Consider the following 22,406-nt stretch of genomic DNA (forward strand, 5'->3'; position numbering starts at 1 on the left):
CTTTGTTTATTAAAGGTCTTGTTCCAAATTTAAGGATTCAAATTTTCAGTCATAATATTGCAAATGCTGCTTGAGGTTACTTTGTAATTTACTTTCTTGAAATAAATGGATTATCTGTAATCCAAAATCTCCAAGGGTAATCTCTTGCTTCTCCAGTATTCTCAATGCCAATACGGGGACCCGAACTAATAGCGTGCGGCTTGCTTCCTTCCGCAATAAATACTGGTGGTTCCCAGCTTTTTTGTCCATATGAAGACATTGTAATATTCATAGCCTTTGTTAATTTACCTGGGCCATTTGTTAAATTTGAAATAGGCTGGTTATTCCTCATTTTTATCATATAATCGATTCCGTCAATCGGTTCAATAGCCCTGATCAGAACAGCCTCAGGACAATCTATATTTCCACTTACAATATTTATTAAAGTATGTGTATGCATTTGGTAAGTATAAATTAGCCCAGCCTCATGATACATAATTTCAGTCCGTTTAGTACGGCGATTTTGAAAGCTGTGTGCAGCACGATCAACTGGCCCCATGTAAGCTTCCGTTTCCACAATTATCCCAGAAATTACAAAATTATCCATTAAATGTACTAAACGACAACCAAGTAAATCTTTCGACAGTTGAAGTGTAGGTTTATTAAAAAAACTTTGATTAATAGGAGTAATCATCAGATTTTCACCATTTTCTTAGTATTTTTTTGAGTTTCTATTTGTCGAAATAATATGACAATTTACCTCTACCTTTTTTAAAAATTATTAGATTTTAGTGAGAATTGATTATTGACTAAATTAAAAATAGTTAATAAAGACTCATTGTCGAGAGAGAAAGTAGCTTGTACTATTTATTTACTGTTATGAAAATTCAGAATAGAGGTGCAAATTATGAGAAAACCATCGTATTGGAAAGTTTTATCAAGTATTTCGCTTGTTACAGCATTAAGTTTTTCTGTTCTTTCAACAGGACTAACGACAAAAGCTGCAGTCCCTACTGAAGAAAAGAGTCAGCAAGTAATAGCTTCTCCGTATTTAGATTTAAATATTGTAGATGAAGAACGTTTAGAAAAAGCCTTAAAAGACAGAGGTATCATTAAGGCATCTGACAGTGCTGAAACTGCTAAAGCCAAGGTTAAAGCATACATAAAGAAAAAACAAGGTGAAAAGAGTAAAGAAACGAATGATCATAGTTCAGAAATTGCTGAAAAACAAAAAAATACGTTAGAAAAACGTAAAAGCCAATTGTTAAAGCAATTAGCTAAAGGTCATGGAAATTACAAAAAAGGTAAGCAAAATGGTATCGTCAAAGTAGATTCAGCTAAACAAGCAAACTACGATGGCGGTGTTCGTGAAGATAAAGTATTAGTTGTATTAGCAGAATTTGCAGATTTTAAACATAATAGTATAGAGCAAGAAGAAGGATATATGTATTCTTCAGACTTCAATAAAGCACACTATGAAAATATGCTTTTTGGAGATAAGGACTTTACATTATTTGACGGTTCTAAAGTAAAAACGTTTAAACAATTTTATGAAGAACAATCTGGTGGAAGCTACACTGTAAAAGGTACAGTAACTGACTGGTTAACAGTTCCAGGTAATGCAGCTGATTATGGTGATGATAGTGCAACTGGACATGATAATTTAAATCCAAAAGGCCCACGTGATTTCATTAAAGATGCATTAAAAGCAGCGATTAAATCTGGAGTGAATTTAGCTGATTATGATGACCTAGATATTTACGATATCGATGGTGATGGTAATACAAATGAGCCAGATGGTTTAGTTGATCACTTAATGGTAATTCATGCTGGAGTTGGACAAGAAGCAGGTGGCGGAGCATTAGGTGATAATGCGATTTGGTCACACCGTTGGGTATTAAATGGCGTTACTCCTTTTGCAGGAACACAAGCTTCTGTTCCATATTGGGGCGGATATATGGCTGCATATGATTACACAGTTGAACCAGAAGATGGTGCTGTAGGTGTATTTGCTCATGAATATGGTCATGATTTAGGATTACCAGATGAATATGATACACAATATACTGGTGATGGTGAACCAATTGCTTCTTGGTCTATTATGAGTGGCGGTAGTTGGAATGGTGCAATTGCTGGAACAACACCTACAAGCTTTTCTCCACAAAATAAAGAGTTCTTCCAAAAAACAATTGGTGGGAACTGGGCTAACATGACAGAAGTAGATTATAAAGATATCGATAAAGAAGGTATTGCTGCATTTATCGATCAAAGTGTAACAAAATCAAATAATCCTGGAATTGTTAAAGTAAATTTACCAGATAAAGAGGTTAAGAGTGAAATTCAACCTCAATTTGGTGCAAAATATTACTACAGTTCAAAAGGTGATGACTTACACACTACGATGACTTCACCAGTGTTTAATTTAACTGGCGCAACAAGTGCTAATTTCTCAGTAAAAGCTAACTATCAAGTAGAATTTGATTTTGACTATCTATATGTTAACGTATTAGACGAGAATGGTAATAAACTTGCGACAATTGATACAATTGGTGATGAAAATACAGCAGGTGGATATGAAACATCAAAAGGCCTATGGGTTGATAAATCATATGATTTATCTGCATTTAAAGGGAAAAATGTAAAAGTTCAATTTGAGTATGTAACTGATGGCGGATTAGCTCCAAATGGTTTTGCGTTTGATGAAGCAAAGTTAACAGTAAATGATCAAGTAGTATTTACTGATGGTGCAGAAGGTACACCAGCATTTACATTAGATGGTGCAAGTGTATCAAATGGAACTGATTTCAAGAAACATTACTACTACTTAGAGTGGAGAAATTACGCTGGAAGTGATAAAGCATTAGAATTTGCTCGCGGCGTTAAGTATAATACTGGTTTAGTAGTTTGGTATGGTGATGATAGCTACACTGATAACTGGGTAGGTGTACATCCAGGAGAAGGATTCTTAGGTGTAGTTGACGCTCATCCATCAGCAATTGTTGGTAACCTAAATGGACAACAATCTGTTGAGCAGAGTACTAGATACCAAGTTTCAGATGCTGCATTCAGTTATGATAAATCTCCAGAATGGTATATTAACTCACCATCTCGTGGAATTTTCGATTATGACGGATTAGCAGGAGTTACAAAATTCGATGATTCAAACGAATACATGAATGAGTTAATTCCTGATGCAGGAAGAAACCTTCCAAACTTTGGCTTAAAATTCCAAGTAATTGGAGAAGCAAAAGATAATTCTGCTGGAGCTGTTTGGATTCATAAATAAATCGATCAAGGAAAAATACGAGCTGATTAAATTCAGTCTCGTATTTTTTTATGTCTAAAAAAGCAGGGAAAGAAGATGTTCTACAGCACTAGTATTAGACACTTCCCATTTAATGTGTACTTTGTATAGATATAAATCACTGTGGTTTTTATGAACAAAATGGTTTTAATGATACTTACATCTTTAACGTTCAAAATAATATTTTTCTGAATTATTAAACTATAATACTTCTATAAGTAAGCGTTTACATTATAAGGGGGATTAATAATGAATCGTAAGAAAGCTAGTTTATTATTATTGTCATCTGTTTTAACTGTAAGTCTAGCAGCATGTAATAGTGGGAAAGAAACTTCAGGAAGTAAATCTTCGTATCCGGAAAGAGCAATTTCGGTTGTTGCGCCATCTGGGGCAGGTGGAGGATGGGACCTAACATCTAGATCATTTGTAAAAATTTTAAGTGAAACAAATCTTGTAGAAGAACCGATGACAGTGGAGAATAAGCCTGGTGGTGGCGGAGCAGTATTTATGGCTGAGTATGCTACGAAGGATAAAGCTAATAATGAAAAACTATTTGTAAACTCACCTCCAATTATTATTAATAACTTAAAAAAAGAGGGAAACAGTCCATATGGCTATAAAAATACAACTCCTTTAGCACAGTTAACAATTGATTACGGTGCAATTGTTGTTAGGGCTGATTCAAAATATACAGATTTAAAATCGCTTTTAGAAGATATGAAAAAGGATCCTAGTAAAGTGACATTAGCAGGTGGTTCTGCTCCTGGATCAATGGATCATTTAATTGGAATCTTACCAGCCTACAAATATGGTATTGATCCTACTAAAATTAAATACGTTTCATATGATGGCGGTTCTGAAGCAATAACAGCACTTTTAGGAAAAAATGCAGATGTTATTTCTACCGATATTTCAAGTACGCTTGAATTCGTAAAAGCTGGTAAAGTGAAAATTCTTGCAGTTACAGCACCTGAACGCATTGAGGGAGAGGTTTTATCAGAAGTTCCAACAGCTAAAGAACAAGGAGTTGATGCAGAGTTTGTCATTTGGCGTGGCGTTTTCGGTCCAGAAAAAATGTCTAAGGATGCATATACTTTCTGGGAAAATACAATTGCTAAATTAGTAGAAACAGATGAGTGGAAAACAGAAGTAGAGACTCAAGGCTGGCAGCCAGAATATAGAAACGGTGAAGACTTTAAAACGTTCTTAGCGGAACAAGAAACACAAGTTAATGATTTATTAGAAGTATTGGGAATGAAAAAATAAATGATGTGAGGAAGGAGAGTTTTCTCCTTCTACTATTTAAATAGAGAGGTGAATGAATTGAATAAAAAGTTTGATAGAATTGCAGCGATCATATTTTTAATAATCGGTCTAACATTTATGATAGAAAGCCGGGGGATTGCTACAACAGCATATGGAAGTGTCGTAGGACCAAATGTCTTTCCTTTTATACTTGGTTGTATTCTGACTTTATTGAGTTGTCGTCTATTTTACGAAACATTTTTTTATAAACAAGAAAACACAGATACAACCCAATTTAATTACCAACGATTTTTAATTGTCCTAGTTTCAGCCATTATGTATGCACTTTTACTTGAAAAAATTGGTTTTATTATCAGTTCATTTTTGTTTTTATTGATTTGTTTCCAAGCATTAGAAAGAGGGAAATGGTTGAAGTCAATTACTATTTCTCTAGGATATTCAATCATTATTTACTTTGTATTTGTTAATGTTATGAAAGGTACATTACCTGGATGGCCAATTTGGTTTTAAACGACTAGAAGGGAGACAAACAATTGGGTACAATTCAATATTTAGCTCAAGGTTTTGAAACTGCATTTATTTGGTATAACTTATTATTCGCCTTTGTCGGAGTGTTAATTGGCACAGCAGTAGGGGTTTTGCCTGGTATTGGACCCATGAGTGGAGTAGCACTACTTATACCTGTAACAGCTTCTGCAACGAGTTTTTTAGCACCAGAACAAGCAGCGACTAGTTCGATTATATTACTTGCGGGTGTATATTATGGTGCAATGTATGGTGGATCAACGACATCTATTCTTTTAAACACACCTGGGGAATCGTCATCTGTTGTTACGACATTAGATGGTTACCAGATGGCTAAAAAAGGAAGAGCTGGTAGTGCTTTATCTATCGCAGCTATTGGTTCATTTGTTGCAGGCGTCGTTACGCTTGTAGCATTAATACTACTTGCTAAACCTTTGTCGGCTGTCGCTATAAAATTTGGACCAGCAGAGTATTTTTCATTAATGCTTTTAGGATTATGTGCAGTTAGTGGCCTGGCAGGTAAATCAATAACTAAGGCATTGATTATGACAATTGTTGGGTTACTTCTTGCGACGATTGGTATCGATTCAGTTTCTGGGGTTTCACGATTTACTTATGATATTCCTTGGTTATATCAAGGGTTAGAATTTTTAACAATTGCTGTTGGGTTATTTGCCCTTGGAGAAGTATTTAAAACGATACTGGAAAATGAAGTAGATGATGGAGAAATCGCAAAAATTAATAATTTAGTACCTTCAAAAGAGGAATTAAAGGAAAGTGCTGCACCTATTGCTAGGGGTTCATTGTTAGGGTTTTTTATCGGTATTTTACCCGGAGCAGGGGCAACATTGGCTTCATTTTTTGCTTATATTGTTGAGAAAAAGTTAAGTAAAACTCCTGAAAAATTTGGAACTGGAACAATTGCAGGAGTTGCCTCACCTGAATCAGCTAATAATGCTGCATCTGGAGGAGCAATGATTCCACTATTAACTTTAGGAATTCCTGGCTCTGGAACGACTGCAATATTAATGGGTGCATTTATGATGTATAACATTCAACCAGGACCACTTTTATTTGAAGAACACCCAGATGTTGCATGGGGATTAATTGCAAGTATGTTTATCGGTAATATTATGTTATTAGTACTAAACATGCCTTTGGTAAGATTATTTGCAAAGATTATTCAAACACCAAAAAAATACTTACTACCGATCATTATCGCAATATCAATATTTGGGGTTTATGCGGTACAAGTTTCTGTAAATGACTTACTACTATTAATTGCTTGTGGCATTTTTGGTTATTTTCTTTCTAAAAATGATTTTCCAATTGCACCTTTAGTATTAGGTATAGTGTTAGGACCAATGATTGAAAATAACTTAAGAAGAGCTTTAACAGTTTCCAATGGTGACTATAGCATATTTATTACACATCCAATTTCAGCTTCATTTCTAGTCGTTGCGGCTTTGTGGATTATAGTTCCAATCGTTATTAAATTAAAAGGTAAAAGTGTTGTAGTGAATATAGAAGCATAAAATAACTAGCATTAAATATCTAGAAAAACTCCTTTAATAAAAGGAGTTTTTTGATTATTATAAAAATATGAGGAGAATTTTATGCGCTTACACTATAAACTAATCATCTTTATATCAGTTCTAATCTTATGTATTAGCAGTGTTTTTGAGTTAGTATCACAAGAAATGCTTCAAAAAAATGCAAAGCACGAGAAAGGATTAAAAGCATTAGCAATCTCTCAAGCAGTTGCAAATATGCCAGAAATACGCACTGCATTTTTGAAAGAAAATCCATCTGTAACGATTCAACCGATTGTAGAAAAAATAAGAAAAAAAGTTGGAGCAGAATTTATCGTTGTCGGTAACAGGAATGAAATTCGTTATTCACATCCCAATTCAATGTTAATTGGTAAAAGGATGGTTGGTGGTGACAATGAGAAAGTATTTAAAGGTAAGGAAATCATATCAGAATCTACCGGTACACTCGGACCTTCGTTAAGAGGAAAATCACCAATTATAAACAATCAAGGAGATGTAATAGGTGTAGTTTCCGTCGGTTATTTGATTAAGGATATTGAAGAAGAAGCTAGTAAGTTTCATAAAAAGTTGTTATTTAATAGCTTAATTATATTAGTAATTGGTATTTCGGCAGCGTTTCTAATTTCATTTAATATTAAAAAATCTATTTTCGGATTAGAACCAAAAGAAATTGGAAGAATGTATCAAGAAAAACATGCCATCTTAGAATCTATTCATGAAGGTATTATTGCCATAGATGAAAATTGTGAAATTACAGTCGTTAATGAAAATGCCCATAAAGTACTATCTATTCCAAATAATATAAAACTTAGAGGATTAAAAATAGAAGACATTTTACATAATTCTCATTTGAAAAAAGTAGTAGAAACAGGAGAAGCAATATATGATTTAGAATTTCTAATTAACGAAAAAATGGTGATTATCAACTGTGTTCCAATCTCTGGAGTAGACGGTAATATTGTTGGTGCAGTAACTTCCTTTAGAGAAAAATCGGAATTGAATAAAGTGCTGAATGAATTGTCACAAATAAAGGCTTATTCAGAAGGATTAAGAGCTCAATCTCATGAATACTCAAATAAACTGCATACAATTTTAGGTTTGATGCAACTTGAATCATACCAAGAAGCAATTGAATTAATATCAAAAGAGTCCAATATAACTCAAAATATCATTCAATTCATTATGGAAGAAATTTCTGATCCAGTTATCGCAGGGCTTTTGATAGGGAAAATAAGTTTAGCGAATGAGTTAAAAGTAGATTTCATGTTAGATCATAATAGTAGTTTTGCGAATGTGCCAAAAGAGGTTAATCGCGAAGATTTAATAACAATAATAGGAAACCTACTTAACAATGCATTTGATGCTGTGCTTGAATCAAACAAACCAGAAAAGAAAGTATCATTATTTCTTACAGACATTGGCCAGGATTTAATCATTGAAATAGATGATAATGGAAATGGAATCCCAGAAGAATTAGTGGAAGATATATTTTTATATGGTGTCACGACAAAAAAGAAGAACAAAAATTCAGGTATTGGACTACATCTAGTTCAAAGATTACTCCTTAAATTAAATGGCCAAATTACATTTCATTCTAATGAAAATGGAGGAACAACCTTTATTGTTGCAATTCCTAAACAACAAAAGGAGAATAGCATATTCTATGAAAAAGAATTTAATAGAAGTATTAATAGTTGAGGATGATAGTAGAATTGCGGAAATTCATCAGAGATTCATTGATAAAATTGATGGTTTCAGCGTAATAGGTATTGCGACTAATTATCAAGAAGCGGTTGAGCTATTTGAAATCGTAAAACCACAATTAGTAATTCTAGATGTTTATTTTCCAGATATGAACGGACTAGATTTTTTAAAATGGATAAAAGACAACTCAACAACTTCGAATGTAATTATGATTACCGCTTCTAAGGAAATACAGTCAGTTAATCAAGCTATTCATTACGGAGTATTTGACTTCATTATTAAACCAGTTATTTTTGAACGCTTAAAAAATTCATTAATTAGATATGCGAATTATTCAAAGAAAGTTAGTAATTTACAGTCCAAAAGTGCTTATATTACTCAGGACGAGATAGATAGTTTAATTGGGAAGAATATCAGCAACATCGAGGATCAAAGTCAATTTCCAAAAGGAATAGATAAACTTACCTTAGAAAAAGTTTTAATAGCGATTCATGAGGAAAGTAAAGGTATGACTGCAGAACATGTTAGTCATGAAATTGGAGTAAGTCGCACAACTGCAAGAAGATATTTAGAGTACTTAGTATCAGAAGGGAAGGTACTTGCTGATTTAGCCTATGGAACGATTGGAAGACCTGAAAGAGTCTATCTAATTAATAAACTTAGTTAAGGGTCTGAAAGCAGTGTTTATTGACTAGGAGTCTCACATATTTTATCTCAAAATTCTTTTTTAGTTATCTCTTAAGCATACTGTTGTTACAGAAGTAGTTGGAACGGAAGGTGAGAACTCCGATGGGGAGTAGCGGGACAGGAGAGACCTCACAGGAGCGAATGCGACTAGGAGGCTCAGCGCACGCCCCACGGAAAGCGAGCACCCTGGAGTCGATTAACATATTTCATTTTTGGTTAAATAGCAGGAAGTCAGAAAAACAGCCAATTGTAAGTAAATATCAACAATAATCATTTCTTACTAATGTAAAGTTAAGTATGACAAAGCTAACAATTCTGTAACAGCTATCCCTTAAATTGGACAGGTTGAATCTGTTTAAATATTGATATACAGGCGTTTTTCTGCATTTTTTACAAATATATGACAGTCGAAGCATACCTCATAAAGCGTTGAAAACCTACTTTGAGTTCGTTAAAATTTAAATGTGGATACAACACGGAGGAGATAGAAATGAAAATACGCTTATTAACAAAGGAAGATGCAGAAATCTATCTTAATATTCGTCTAGAAGGTTTAGAAAAAAATCCAGAAGTATTTAGTACAACGATGGATGACATACTTGAACAAGATGACCCAATAGAATATAAAGCTGAAATATTAGATAAAGACATCAATTATACATTTGGAGCATTTACAAATAATGGGGAATTAATTGGAATCGCTACTTTGAAAACATTCGAAAAAACGAAATCAGAACATAAAGGAAAAATTGAGTCAGTTTATGTATCAACTAGAGCACGTAGGTTGGGTGCTGGACATAAACTGATCGAGGAAGTCATTCATTTAGCTAAAAGCTTAGAGTTAGAACAAATTATGTTAAATGTTGTTGAAGGTAATACATCTGCTAAAAAACTATATAAAACATTTGGCTTCGAAACATTTGCTGTAACACCGGACAGCTTAAAACTGAAAGATGAATATTGGGATCAAGAACACATGATGCTCAATTTAAGAGAACAAAAAGTAAGATTAACGAGTTAATGAACTGAAACAATTAAAAGCTTAAATGAAAATAAGAATGAAAAATACTTCCTTTTAAAAAGGCAGATAGATAACTATCTGTCTTTTTTCTTTCAAAGTTCACTTAATAATACTGAAATTATTGAATTTTCTTTCATTTAATAATCTAGCAATTTATAATATAAATAGATAATAGAAAGCTTTATTGGGGGAAACACTGTGGTGAAAATATTACTTTGTGATGATGAACAGCGTATCCGAAGAGTACTTGTAGACTTTTTAAAGCGAGAGTCGTTTGAAGTTATAGAAGCAGCAAATGGTGAAGAGGCAATTAACTTATTCAAAACAAATCAAAATGAGCTGAAACTAATTCTATTAGATGTGATGATGCCTAAAATAGATGGATGGGAAGTATGTAAAGAAATTCGAAAGCACTCTAGCATACCGATTATTATGATCACTGCCAAAAGTGAGGAATATGACGAATTGTATGGCTTCCAGGTTGGAGCGGATGAATATATTACAAAGCCGGTAAAACCATTAATCCTAATTGCTAGAATGAAGGCTCTATTAAAAAGAGTAGTAGCGGAATCTAGTAAATATGAACATAGTATATTCCGAGCGAAAGATATAGAAATCGACTTTAGTGCAAGGAAATTATTCATACAAGATCAACAAGTTATCCTGACGCAGAAGGAATTTGATTTGCTCTATTATTTTATTAAAAATCAAAAATTAGCATTAGAGCGAGAACAAATTTTATCTGCTGTTTGGGGATATGAATACTATGGTGAGGATCGAACATTAGACACACATATTAATAGACTTCGTATAAAACTAGGAGCTTGTTCATCCTACATTCACACTGTTCGAGGAATCGGTTATCGTTTTGAGGTTTCATAAATGAAATCAATTCGTTCAAAACTATTACTTACATTTATTTTATTGATAATTAGTTTAGTCGGAATTGGCCTACTAATTAATCTGTTTTTTTTAGAAACATTTTATATTCATCAAAAGACAATCAAAATTAAAAATAGTAGCGAGGAATTAAAAGTATTATACGGACAAAAAAATAAAGATCAACTCATTTCATTTGTTGATACTTTAGAGAAATCTCACGGTTTTTCAATTGAAGTTCTTTCTTTAAGTGGTAGCACTTTATATAGTACTTTAAAAGGAGATAGTAAGGAAAAGCTCCGTACAATAGATGAATTTGAAGATTTACAAAATAAACCGAACGTATCTGAAAATGGTATGAATCGCTTAAAAAATGAATTAAAGAAAAATACTTTTTATGTCACAAAAACGAACTTAAAAAGTATAGACTTAGAGTTTCTTTTAGTAGGTAGTAAGCTCGATCGAAATAAAATCTTAATTATACGTACACCAATTACAGCTATTAATGAAAGCGTAGAGATATACAATTATTTTTTAATTTATATTGGTCTAGCACTTTTATGTGTTGGTACAGTCATCGGATTGATCATGGCTAAATCATTTACAAAACCAATTTTAGAAATTAGTAGTATGGCAAAAGAAATGACTAGTTTGTCCTTTTCAAGAAAATGGAGTCGCAATAGAAAGGATGAATTGGGGCAACTTGGATATTCGATGAATGAATTAAGTAACATCATTTCAGATTTCATTGAAAAGTTGAATATCAAAAATAAAACATTAATGAATGAACTAGAAGAAAAAGTAAAATTTGAAAAAAAGCGGCGTACCTTTATATCAAATGTTTCCCATGAATTGAAAACGCCTATTACAATCATTCAAAGTTACACTGAAGGATTACAAGTTGGTGTAAATCAAACCGAGGAAGAACAACGAGAATACCTTGATATTATCATGGATGAAGCAAACAAAATGGAGAAAATGGTTTACGATTTATTAAATCTTTCAACATTACAAAATAGTAAGATGGAAGTTCATTATGAGGAAGTGGATTTAAATCAGCTAGTAAATGAGATGATGAAATTATATTCTCCACAATTTAATGAAAATCATATTGTATTCCAACACGAACAAACCGATATAAAACCAATTATGACAGATCGTATAAAATTAGTACAAATCATGAGTAATTACATAAATAATGGATTAACTCATGTGAATGAAAAGAAACAAATCACAATTTCAGTAAAAGAAAGAGAAAATACATATCGTATATCGGTTTTTAATAGTGGTGAAATGATACCTGAAAGTGAAATAGAAAGCATTTGGGAAAGTTTTTATCGAGCGGATTTAGCAAGAAACCGAACAAATGGAAATGTAGGCTTAGGTCTAAGTATTGTAAAAGAGCTAGCAATCATGATCCAAGCAAATGTTGGGGTTGAAAATGAGGAGGATGGTGTGTCATTTTGGATTGAATTACCTAAAATGACAAACTTTAACGAATGATTTCTAGAAAAGGCCGTAAAAATTTGGGTAAGGAATTACGGAGGATAAAATGAAAAAGTATATTATTCCGTTGATATTGCTCTTTATATTAATTGGTTGTTCATTTATTGATAACAATTATAATGAGAAAAATAATTCTAAACCTTCAAAACGAACACTCACTGAAGAAAAAAATACTACAGAAGAAAAAGCTTCAGAAGAAACGACCTTTGAAGAACAACTGGGTGAGATGCTTGAAGAAATTGATAATTTAGAATTTGAACAAGAAGATGATGGATTTCCAAACGATTTAAAATAATACTAGAGGTGAATTATGCGGAAATTGCAGTATTTTTTACTTGTTATGATCTCAATTGGGAGTATAATGTTTTTTTCTACTCCAAGTGAAGCAGCTACAGGCAATAAGGAATTAAGTGATGGTAAAGAGATTAGTAGAAACATCTCTAACAAACTTAAAAATTTACAGCAAGAAGTAAAAAAGCTAAATGAAGAAAAAAATCTATTAAATGAACAGATTAAAGAGTTATACCCAAAGAAAAAACAGTTATTAGTTAATCAATTAAAAGAATTAGAGAAGAGCAATTACTCAAAAAGTAATCAAGATAAATTAAATAAAATTAAAAGTAAAATTGGTATTTATAAAGAAGCAATTTCTATCAATAAACAGTTGAAAAGCGAACGAAAAAAGTTATGGGATAATTATAAGAAACAGATGGAAAATGAAAATATTAAAGGTGCATATCAAACATTAAAGCTAATACGCCAAAACTTAGAAAATACCATTTTAAATAATAAAGAATTTCTTAAAAGTTTAACAGCTAACAATTTGTAATGTATTGAATGTTTCGTTGTCATATCTTAAGAATAAAACCTCTAATGCAAATTGCTTTAGGGGTTTTGTGTATGTAGTAATTTATCAAGTTATTAATTTAGTTGGACAATGATCAGTTAATTTAGTTATTTTTGAACAAATGGGATCATTGAAAAATGTTGAGCTTGTGAATGAGATTGTACTTGAATGTAAATAAGGAAAATATAGAAAAAAGTAATATATAAACAATCTGCATCTATTCAAAACATAGACAATGCCCATATTACGATGAATCTTAATTGTGAGGATGAAAAAGTTGAATGAAGTGATAAATATTTTAATAATTGAAGATGATGAAGATATTAATCAATTACTTTGTAATATTATTAGTAGAAACGGTTATCATCCTAAATCAGCATACTCTGGGACTGAGGCGCTGATTTATTTAGAAAATCAAAAGTGGGATCTGATACTACTAGATTTAATGCTTCCTGGTTTGTCAGGTAAGGAAAGAAAGTGAAATCCCTGTTATCATCATTTCTGCAAAGATTGAGACACAAACTAAAATAGATGCGCTAAGGGCTGGCGCAGATGACTATGTTACGAAACCCTTTGATATAGAAGAGGTTTCTGCAAGAATTGATGCCTGCTTAAGAAGATGTATAGAAGGTTATCTTTTACCCAAACCATAACTCATTTGTCACATATCTTAATATAAAACCAAAACATAAGGATGTGCACGAAATGAATCGTTCTTATAATCGTAATTCACAACAATTAAAATATGAAATTGAATACAGAACGCAATTTACTTTTACTGCAAGCGATCAAAACCTTTCGAATATCTTGAATGGTATTGCAAAACATTCTGTTAACCTTTTGGCACTAACGACAACAAAAAATCGCGATAAAAAAAACTTTGTCAGAATCGTAGCAGGCACTACTGAAACTGAGACAAATAGAGACCTCAATGTAGTAAGAAAAACACTCGATTCACATAATGTATCATTTAAAGATGAAACAATCATTGCTCTATTAAATATTCCACCGGGAGTTCCAGGCGTATTTAACCAACTATACGGCAGCCTATGGTGTAAAGTACAAGTTAAATCAATGTACCTAGGAGAAAACGATATTGTATTTTTCAATGTATCCAATATAAAAAAAGCAACAGAGATATTGTCCCAAGAATCTTTAAAGAGATGTCAAAATGATTTTTAGCCTATGAAAAGAAGCCAAGTTTTTAAAAGTTTTTAAAGTGTTGAATCAAGAAAGTAATATAAGAAGTTGATTGAAGCGGAAGAATGCTCGACTCCTATGGGACATGCGGGAAAGTTGAGACCCCACAGGCGAAAGCCGAGGAGGCTCAACTCACGCCCCATGGAAAGCGAGCATCATGGAGCGAAAATCAACACACTTCTTTTTACCAGACTAAAGGCCCTTCATTTAGAAGAGTCTTTTTTTATCATTATTGGAATTGTTAACAAGAACTTCAGATTGTTGTTACTTAGTTGTGACAATCGTACAGTATATTACTTTTAGAATAAGAAATTAGTAGCATACATCAAAAGAATAAAGTACACATAAAACAACAAGACAAACTTTAAAATCGCTATTTTTTCTTATTTATCTTTCAAATGAGGGATTCTTATCCATCAAGTTATCCTATATCATTACTTCAAGAATTGCCAATTGATTCATCAACAAGAAAGCAAAAACAAAAAAAGCTTGGATAAAACATGCACCATAGAATGAGTCTCTCGCATTTGAAAGAATAATAGTAAAAACAATTTGGAGGTTTAATATGAAGAAAAGAGTCATCGTTCCATTTATGTTTGCAATGTCATTAGGAGTGTCAGCAGTTCATGCTGATGAAGTGAAACCATCTACAAATGTATCAGTAGAAGCAAAACAAAAACAAACAAAAGTACCAAAGCCTCAACAATTGAAAGACCTACAAGCAGAAATTAAGGCTTTAAGAGAACAAAAAGCACAATTAAATACTCAAATAAAATCTGCCTATCACTTAAAAATAGAATCTCTTAAAAAAGAAGCAAAATTAATTCAATCTGCAAAAGATAAAACAAAAGCAGAAAAGAAGGTTGCGTTAAATGATATTAAATCTAAATTAACTACCCTTAAAAATGAACATAAAGCGTATTCTACTGAAGTAAAAAAACTTTGGGAAGATCGAAAAAGCAATTGGGAAACATTTAAGGGGAAGTTAAAAGAAAGAGATTATGATATATCTCTTAATACGCTTCAAACAATTAAGACGAATTTACTGAAAGCAATCGAATTAAAGAAAGAGTTTTTAGCAAAGATTACAAATTAATATCGCCCCCATTTTTTATTATATAAGAAAGGGTTAGCCATTTAGGCTAACCCTTTTAAACTATTAAAAAACTTAATTTATGGTATTTTGTTTAAATGCATAATAAATGAGTTTATTTTGAAAAAGTTTTCTCGATATCATCTAACATTAAGTAAGCAGCTTTGATACCACCAGCCGTGTTCCAAATTACATCACTAACTTTGTATACATGACCATTTTTAGATGCATTTAATTTTTTGAATAAAGGATCTTCTGTAAATTCTTTTTCGAATTTAGCACCAGATTCAGTATCAGTTTCATAAGTAAAGTAGAAAATATAATCTCCATCCATTGCTGGAATTCTTTCTTTTGTTACACCTTTTTCAGCAAAGTCATTAACATTTTGTGACTCCGGACGTTTAAAGCCTAACTGATTCAGAACAACACCAGAGAAAGTATCTAAGTGATAAATACGTACATCTGCACCCATGAAACGAACCATAGAAATTTCATTGTTTACTTTATCGCCTAAATTAGTTTTAACTTCTTCAACGCGTTTAGCATAATCATCTAAGATTTTTTTGCCTTCCGCTTCTTTATTTAATACTTTTGCATAGAATTTAAAGTTTTCTTGCCAATCTCCACGAAGAGTTTCAGCCATTACAGTTGGAGCAATAGCATTTAATTGCTCATAAACTTTTTCTTGACGCATTTTGTTACCAATAATTAAGTCTGGCTCTAAGCCTGCGATTGTTTCAAGGCTTACTTCGCTCTCTAAACCAACTACTTCTACGCCATCCATATCTTTAGAAATATGATCATACCAAGGTTTACCTGTCCAAGATTGAACAGCACCTACAGGTTTAACCCCTAATGCTAATAAAGCTTCAGTTCCTTCGTTTGTTAAAATAACTACTTTTTTAGGATCTGCTGGAATTTTTGTAGTTCCCATTGCATGTTTAATCGTTACTGTTTTTGCTTTGCTTTCATTTGAAGATGTTTTCACATCTTTCTTTGAACCACATGCACCTAATACCATTACAGCTGCAATTAACAGTGCGATCATTGAAGAAAATTTAAATTTTTTCACGTTTATACTCTCCTTCTAGTTGATAACCATTTTCATTTATTGATAAATCGTATTATAGATTACTATTTTAGTGGAGTCAATAATAAATTGAAAACGATTCTCATTGACTTGATAATTTATATCATTTAGACTAAGAACAGAGAATAGATATAGTAGGAGATAGCGTATGCTTATTCATTTTAGATCAAGAATGATTGCTTTAATTGCTTGTATTTTATTATTCGTCGTTTGCTTTTTTTCTAGTATATTACTAGGTTATACAGATACTAGTTTTACAAACTTAATTCATACGTTTACCAATTTTAATGGTTCGAATGAACACTTGATTATACAAAATGTTAGAATACCGAGAGCAATCATTGCATCAGTTGTTGGTGCGAGTCTTGCGATTGCCGGTTTATTCATGCAGGTCTTAACAAAAAATCCATTAGCATCTCCAAGTGTTCTCGGGATTAATGCTGGTGCATCTATGTTAATCGTGTTAAGTATTACTTTTTTTAATTTGCAATCAGTATCAGCTACAATCTGGTTGTCTTTTATTGGTGCAGCATTATCTTCATTATTTGTATTTGGATTAAGCTCGCTTGGAAAAGATGGCGCAACGCCTTTAAAAATTACATTAGCAGGTGTATCAATTGCTGCCATGTTTAGTTCAATTACTCAAGGGTTACTTGTAACAAATGAGGTAGCTTTAGATCAAGTATTATTTTGGTTAGCTGGTTCGGTACAAGGGCGTTCACTAGATTCATTAGTATTGGTTCTACCATATATTGTAGTAGCTTGGGTTATATCACTTGCACTTGGTAGTAAAATAAATACGTTTATGCTAGGTGAGGACTTATCTAAAGCATTAGGTCAGAATACAGGGATGTTGAAAATTACTTTAGTAGTTTTAGTAATCGTCCTTGCTGGTGGAGCTGTAAGTGTCGCTGGTCCAATTGGTCTAGTAGGTATTATTGTTCCTCAAATTGTTAGAATGTTTGTCAAAAATGATTATCGATGGATGATTCCTTTTACAGGTGTGGTTGGGGCAATCTTATTATTATTAGCCGATATTGCTTCTCGTTATTTATTAATGCCAGAAGAAACGCCAGTTGGTATTACAACTGCTGTTATCGGAGCTCCATTCTTTATCTATTTAGCAAGAAAAGGCGGTACGATTAAATGAACATGATCAAAGTACGTAATAGATTTTTTTCATATCTACTTAATAAACGTTCATTAATCGTTTTGTTAATTACTTTTATTCTATTATTGAGTACATTTTTAATAAGTTTGACGCTTGGTGATCGATATATTTCCATTCCTAAAGTAGTTTCCGTTCTCCTTGGAGAAGGGAAAAAAATAGATGAATTATTTATTCAAGCTTTTCGTATGCCTAGAATTGTCATTGCAATGTTAGCCGGTCTTTCATTAGCAATTGCTGGGGCGATTCTTCAAGGATTAGTAAGAAATCCATTAGCTTCACCAGATATTTTAGGAATTACAGGTGGAGCAGGCGCAGCTGTTGTATTGTTTTTAGCAATTTTTAGTGATGATCGTACAAATCAATTAACTGTTAGTATTAAATGGTTACCACTTGCAGCTTTTATTGGTGCTATTGTTAGTTTGATTTTTGTTTATGGATTAGCCTATAAAAATGGAGAATTAAGACCATTACGTTTAGTATTGGTAGGTGTAGGGTTTTCAGCGCTTGCACAGGCTATTACTTCATTCTTTATGATTATTGGCCCAGTTTTTAGAGCATCTGAAGCAAATATGTGGTTAACGGGTAGCGTTTACGGTGCAAATTGGGAACAAGTAAAGATTTTACTTCTCTGGACAATTGCATTTATTCTACTAGCATTATTATTTATTAGAAATTTAAATACACAACAATTAGGTGATGAGGTTTCTACAAGTTTAGGGGTACAAGTCGAGAAAAATAGACTAATTCTATTATTTATTAGTACAGCTTTAGTAGCAGGAGCTGTTTCATTTGCAGGAGCAATTGGTTTTGTCGGACTCATTGCACCTCATATTGCTCGTAAAATTGTAGGTGCATCTTATGGCGTCTTAATTCCTTTATCTGGCATGATCGGCGCAGTAATGGTATTAGTTGCAGATACAATTGGAAGAACCGTATTTCTACCAATCCAGATTCCTGCGGGAGTATTTACAGCGGTAATTGGTGCGCCATATTTTATATATTTATTATTTAAAACAGGAAAAAGGTGATAGCATGACCAATGCGATTGTAACTGATAAATTAACCTTATCGTATGATGATAAAACGATTATAAATGAATTAAACTTCGAAGTACCAAAAGGGAAGATAACAGTACTAATAGGTGCAAACGGATGTGGGAAATCTACATTACTTCGATCTCTTGCTAGATTACTTCAACCAAAAAGTGGAACAATTTTATTGGATGGAAAAGAAATCAGTAAACGTCCTACTAAAGAAGTTGCACGTAATTTGTCTATATTACCTCAAAGTCCTGTAGCACCTGAAGGATTAACTGTCTTCCAATTAGTAAAACAAGGAAGATACCCATACCAAACTTGGTTAAAGCAATGGTCTAAAGAAGATGAAGAAAAAGTAATCCATGCTTTAAAAATGACGAATATGTTTGATTTAAAAGATCAATTTGTAGATTCACTTTCTGGTGGACAACGTCAACGTGCTTGGATAGCTATGACTTTAGCACAAGATACAGACACGATTTTACTAGATGAGCCTACTACTTATCTTGATCTAACGCATCAGATTGAAATACTAGATTTATTATATGAATTAAATGAAAAAGAAAAACGTACAATTGTTATGGTTCTACATGATATTAATTTAGCATGCAGATATGCTCATAACGTAGTTGCAATCTCAAATGGTGAAGTATATGCCGAGGGTGATCCTGAAAAGATCATAAATCAGGAATTAATTTGTGATGTTTTTTGTATGAACTGTGATATCGTTAAAGATCCATTGTTTGGAACACCACTTTGTATTCCACATGGCCGAGGTAGAAAAATACTTTAAAAAGTGAATCAAAAGGTGTCCTTCATTGAATAGGGCACCTTTTGTTTAATGTAAGGGGGATTTAAGTGGTTTATGATATTAAAAACATAAGTGTTGATATTCATGGAAATCAAATATTAAAAAATATTTCCTTTCAAATAAATGAAGGAGAAATATTTTGTGTGATTGGCACTTCGGGTTCAGGAAAATCAACGCTGCTCCGCACTTTAAATCGACTACAAAAAATCAAAGAAGGTGAGATTTTATTAAATGGACTGTCGATCTACTCGGTCTCACCACAAAAATTACGAAAAAATGCAATGATGATCTTACAAGCTCCTTCATTATTTGAAGGAACTGTTCAGGATAATATTTTATTAGGTTTACAATTTAGTGGTGAAATTTATAAAAAAGATGGCTTCGTTCTAGCATCTAATCTGTTAGATAAAGTAGGTCTTGAGTCAAATCTGTTGGAACGAAATGCTTTATCACTATCAATTGGTCAGCAACAAAGGGTTTCAATTGCTAGAACGTTAGCGATGAAATCAAACATATTATTATGCGATGAAATTACATCGGCATTAGATCCAAAATCAACAATACATATTCAGCAAGTTTTATTAGATTTAAAAAGAGAAGAGAAAAAAACGGTAATTTTAGTTACACATAATATGGATTTAGTTCAACAAATTGCAGATAGAGTAGGGTTGTTAATTGAAGGAAGATTAGTTGAAGTAAGTACTACAAAAGAATTCTTTGATAATCCAAGTACTGAATTTGGCAAAAACTTTCTCTCAACTATCGCTTAAAAAAAGGAGTAGGTTATGGAAGGCAATTTGCAAATTACAGGTGTATCACTGACCTTTTTATTAATAGTCATTGCCATAGGACTATCATATTATCAAAAGCTAGGTGTCGAAAAAGAGTTGGGCATTTCATCGGTACGGACTGTTATTCAGTTAATGATTATGGGGTATGTTCTTGAGTATGTACTGAGTGTAGAACATTTTTTAGTCGTTATGTTGATTTTATTTTGCATGACGCTATTTGGAGCTTATACATCTAGTAAAAGGTCCTTTCAAATAGAAGGAGTATTTTTCATTTCGTTTATCAGTATATTATTAGGGGTCACTATTTCCTTAGGAGTCGTTTTAGTGGCAAATAGTATTGCATTAAAGGCCCAATACGTTATTCCAATATCAAGTATGATTATTAGTACTTCGATGAATGCTAATAGCTTAGCATTAACGAGGCTTAGAGCTGAAATAATATCAAATAGACATCAAATTGAAGCTGCACTATGCTTAGGAGCAACTACAAAACAAGCTTCAAACTCCGTTATTAAAAGTTCAATTAAAGCTGCGCTCATTCCTTCAATTGATCGAGCTAAGACGGTTGGAATTGTCACATTACCAGGTTCAATGACAGGTATGATTTTTGCAGGGATTAGCCCACTATACGCCATTAAATATCAATTATTAATTGAATGTATCTTAATTGGTTCAATTGCAATCAGTGTTTTTTGTTCAACACTTTTATCATACAGGAAATTCTACACGACTGATGATGCATTGGACATACAACTATAAAAGAAAAGAGCAGGTGGAAACTGGGAAAGGCCTAGTTTAACCTGCTCTTTTTGCCTTTTACCTATTTTAACCGATTACTCTTAGTTGTACTTCCATATTTCCTTTAGTTGCTTTTGAATATGGGCAAACGCCATGTGCTGCTTTGACTAATTCAACTGCAACTTCAGTTGGTACACCTGTCACTTTTACGTCAAGTTGTGTTGCTAATTTGAAACCACCATCTACTGGATCTTTACCAATTGTTACATTTGCAGTTACAGATGTAGATTCTAATTTTATTTTTTGTTGACGTGCCACTAGGTTTAAAGCACTGTCAAAGCAAGCTGAATAGCCAGCAGCGAAAAGCTGTTCAGGATTTGTTGCGCCACCAGGTCCACCTAATTCAACTGGTGGCTTAAGTGCTAAGTTAACAAATTCGTCAGATGATATAACTCGACCATCTCTTCCTCCTGTAGCTGTAGCTGTTGCCGTATATAAATGTTCCATCATGATCTCTCCCTTATTCTTCTATTTATTTTTTATGTTCATTTACAGAATGGATTTTCTGTAATAGTGATTTCGTTTGATTTAGCAGTGATAAAAATTCTTCTTGAGTGGCATTGCTTTCTTTAAAAAATTGTTCGGGAATGCAATATGCTTCTTCTTTTAATTTTTTTCCATCATCAGTTAATAAGATAAAAACTTTTCTTTCATCGATTGAATCACGTTGTCTCATGATCAATCCTGCTTGTTCCATTCGTTTTAACATTGGCGTTAGTGTACCGGAATCTAAAAATAGGGAATCACCTAAATCTTTAACAGTTTGCTTGTCATTTTCCCATAATGACAACATAACTAAGTATTGCGGATAAGTAATCCCAATTTCATCAAGCATTGGACGATAAAGCTTTGTAATTTCTCGTGAACAAGCATAAATAGAAAAACAAAGCTGATTTTCAAGTAATAACATTTCTTCTTTTTTCATTTTCCCAACATCCTTTATATTAATTGTGCACAATTTAATATGACACAATCATAATTCATATTATTTTATTTTGCAAGTAGTAAGTTTTATTATTTTTTTGTGTATTTGTTGTCTGAGAAAGAAGCGTGTTGATTTCCACTCCAGGATGCTCGCTTTCCGTGTGGCGTAAGTTGAGCCTCCTCGGCACAATGCGCCTGTAGGGTCTCAACTTTCCCGCTA

General features: G+C 32.7%; 22 protein-coding genes and 1 pseudogene. 19 read left to right on the plus strand and 4 right to left on the minus strand.

The features are described 5' to 3' along the window. Positions 1–88: 88 nt before the first annotated feature. Positions 89–673 carry a DNA-3-methyladenine glycosylase gene (locus ABID96_RS03900; RefSeq protein ID WP_192600903.1) on the minus strand — a complete coding sequence of 195 codons (585 nt, stop codon included), beginning with the start codon at positions 671–673 and terminating at the stop codon, positions 89–91. 210 nt (positions 674–883) lie between these two features. On the opposite strand from ABID96_RS03900, the gene ABID96_RS03905 reads away from it, so the two are divergent. From ABID96_RS03905 to ABID96_RS03970, 14 genes and pseudogenes are all read left to right on the plus strand, one after another. Then, on the plus strand, positions 884–3,265 hold the full coding sequence (locus tag ABID96_RS03905; RefSeq protein ID WP_377897025.1) for an immune inhibitor A domain-containing protein: 2,382 nt from the start codon (positions 884–886) through the stop codon (positions 3,263–3,265). A 267-nt stretch (positions 3,266–3,532) separates the two neighbouring features. Beyond that, complete coding sequence (locus ABID96_RS03910; RefSeq protein WP_192600905.1) at positions 3,533–4,549, plus strand: Bug family tripartite tricarboxylate transporter substrate binding protein; 1,017 nt, start codon at positions 3,533–3,535, stop codon at positions 4,547–4,549. 57 nt (positions 4,550–4,606) lie between these two features. Continuing rightward, on the plus strand, positions 4,607–5,059 hold the full coding sequence (locus ABID96_RS03915) for a tripartite tricarboxylate transporter TctB family protein (RefSeq protein ID WP_192600906.1): 453 nt from the start codon (positions 4,607–4,609) through the stop codon (positions 5,057–5,059). A gap of 23 nt (positions 5,060–5,082) precedes the next feature. Continuing rightward, positions 5,083–6,609 (plus strand): tripartite tricarboxylate transporter permease, encoded by a 1,527-nt coding sequence (locus tag ABID96_RS03920; protein ID WP_192600907.1) that lies wholly within the window; start codon positions 5,083–5,085, stop codon positions 6,607–6,609. Between the two features lie 81 nt (positions 6,610–6,690). Beyond that, entirely contained in the window at positions 6,691–8,325 is a 1,635-nt protein-coding gene (locus tag ABID96_RS03925) for an ATP-binding protein (protein ID WP_192600908.1), read from the plus strand. Then, positions 8,291–8,998, plus strand: a complete 708-nt coding sequence (locus tag ABID96_RS03930; protein WP_192600909.1) for a response regulator — start codon at positions 8,291–8,293, stop codon at positions 8,996–8,998. Before ABID96_RS03925 ends, ABID96_RS03930 begins: the two co-directional genes overlap by 35 nt. A 510-nt stretch (positions 8,999–9,508) precedes the next feature. Beyond that, positions 9,509–10,039, plus strand: a complete 531-nt coding sequence (locus ABID96_RS03935) for a GNAT family N-acetyltransferase (protein WP_192600910.1) — start codon at positions 9,509–9,511, stop codon at positions 10,037–10,039. A 198-nt stretch (positions 10,040–10,237) separates the two neighbouring features. Beyond that, positions 10,238–10,921: a response regulator transcription factor gene (locus ABID96_RS03940; protein WP_192600911.1), complete on the plus strand. Its 684-nt coding sequence runs from the start codon at positions 10,238–10,240 to the stop codon at positions 10,919–10,921. Continuing rightward, a complete protein-coding gene (locus tag ABID96_RS03945) occupies positions 10,922–12,421 on the plus strand; it encodes a HAMP domain-containing sensor histidine kinase (RefSeq protein ID WP_192600912.1) in 1,500 nt (499 codons plus the stop codon). A gap of 49 nt (positions 12,422–12,470) precedes the next feature. Further along, a complete protein-coding gene (locus ABID96_RS03950) occupies positions 12,471–12,719 on the plus strand; it encodes a hypothetical protein (RefSeq protein ID WP_192600913.1) in 249 nt (82 codons plus the stop codon). Between the two features lie 15 nt (positions 12,720–12,734). Next, a complete protein-coding gene (locus ABID96_RS03955) occupies positions 12,735–13,253 on the plus strand; it encodes a hypothetical protein (RefSeq protein ID WP_192600914.1) in 519 nt (172 codons plus the stop codon). A gap of 295 nt (positions 13,254–13,548) precedes the next feature. Beyond that, positions 13,549–13,891 (plus strand): annotated as a pseudogene (locus ABID96_RS03960) (response regulator transcription factor); the annotation flags it as partial. Positions 13,892–13,976: 85 nt separating this feature from the next. Beyond that, positions 13,977–14,453 (plus strand): hypothetical protein, encoded by a 477-nt coding sequence (locus ABID96_RS03965; protein ID WP_192600915.1) that lies wholly within the window; start codon positions 13,977–13,979, stop codon positions 14,451–14,453. 583 nt (positions 14,454–15,036) lie between these two features. After that, complete coding sequence (locus tag ABID96_RS03970; protein ID WP_192600916.1) at positions 15,037–15,567, plus strand: hypothetical protein; 531 nt, start codon at positions 15,037–15,039, stop codon at positions 15,565–15,567. A 112-nt stretch (positions 15,568–15,679) separates the two neighbouring features. Here ABID96_RS03970 and ABID96_RS03975 read toward each other — a convergent pair whose 3' ends face one another. After that, entirely contained in the window at positions 15,680–16,612 is a 933-nt protein-coding gene (locus tag ABID96_RS03975) for an ABC transporter substrate-binding protein (RefSeq protein ID WP_483301322.1), read from the minus strand. 190 nt (positions 16,613–16,802) lie between these two features. Here ABID96_RS03975 and ABID96_RS03980 point away from each other — a divergent pair, with 190 nt between their 5' ends. The 5 genes from ABID96_RS03980 to ABID96_RS04000 all read left to right on the plus strand — a co-directional run bounded on the left by ABID96_RS03980 (position 16,803) and on the right by ABID96_RS04000 (position 21,223). Next, entirely contained in the window at positions 16,803–17,804 is a 1,002-nt protein-coding gene (locus ABID96_RS03980; RefSeq protein ID WP_192600918.1) for a FecCD family ABC transporter permease, read from the plus strand. Further along, positions 17,801–18,853: a FecCD family ABC transporter permease gene (locus ABID96_RS03985; RefSeq protein WP_192600919.1), complete on the plus strand. Its 1,053-nt coding sequence runs from the start codon at positions 17,801–17,803 to the stop codon at positions 18,851–18,853. Before ABID96_RS03980 ends, ABID96_RS03985 begins: the two co-directional genes overlap by 4 nt. Before the next feature lie 4 nt (positions 18,854–18,857). Next, positions 18,858–19,655: an ABC transporter ATP-binding protein gene (locus ABID96_RS03990; RefSeq protein WP_192600920.1), complete on the plus strand. Its 798-nt coding sequence runs from the start codon at positions 18,858–18,860 to the stop codon at positions 19,653–19,655. Between the two features lie 65 nt (positions 19,656–19,720). After that, positions 19,721–20,443 carry a phosphate ABC transporter ATP-binding protein gene (locus tag ABID96_RS03995; RefSeq protein ID WP_192600921.1) on the plus strand — a complete coding sequence of 241 codons (723 nt, stop codon included), beginning with the start codon at positions 19,721–19,723 and terminating at the stop codon, positions 20,441–20,443. 15 nt (positions 20,444–20,458) lie between these two features. Beyond that, positions 20,459–21,223, plus strand: a complete 765-nt coding sequence (locus tag ABID96_RS04000) for an ABC transporter permease (RefSeq protein WP_192600922.1) — start codon at positions 20,459–20,461, stop codon at positions 21,221–21,223. A gap of 66 nt (positions 21,224–21,289) precedes the next feature. Here ABID96_RS04000 and ABID96_RS04005 read toward each other — a convergent pair whose 3' ends face one another. Next, positions 21,290–21,709, minus strand: a complete 420-nt coding sequence (locus ABID96_RS04005) for an organic hydroperoxide resistance protein (protein WP_192600923.1) — start codon at positions 21,707–21,709, stop codon at positions 21,290–21,292. Between the two features lie 25 nt (positions 21,710–21,734). Then, the gene (locus ABID96_RS04010) at positions 21,735–22,187 is read right to left on the minus strand and encodes a MarR family winged helix-turn-helix transcriptional regulator (protein WP_192600924.1); all 453 of its coding nucleotides are present in this window, start codon (positions 22,185–22,187) and stop codon (positions 21,735–21,737) included. Positions 22,188–22,406: the final 219 nt, after the last annotated feature.

It is taken from the genome of Gottfriedia sp. OAE603 (assembly GCF_040543965.1).
Classification (GTDB): domain Bacteria; phylum Bacillota; class Bacilli; order Bacillales; family Bacillaceae_G; genus Gottfriedia; species Gottfriedia solisilvae.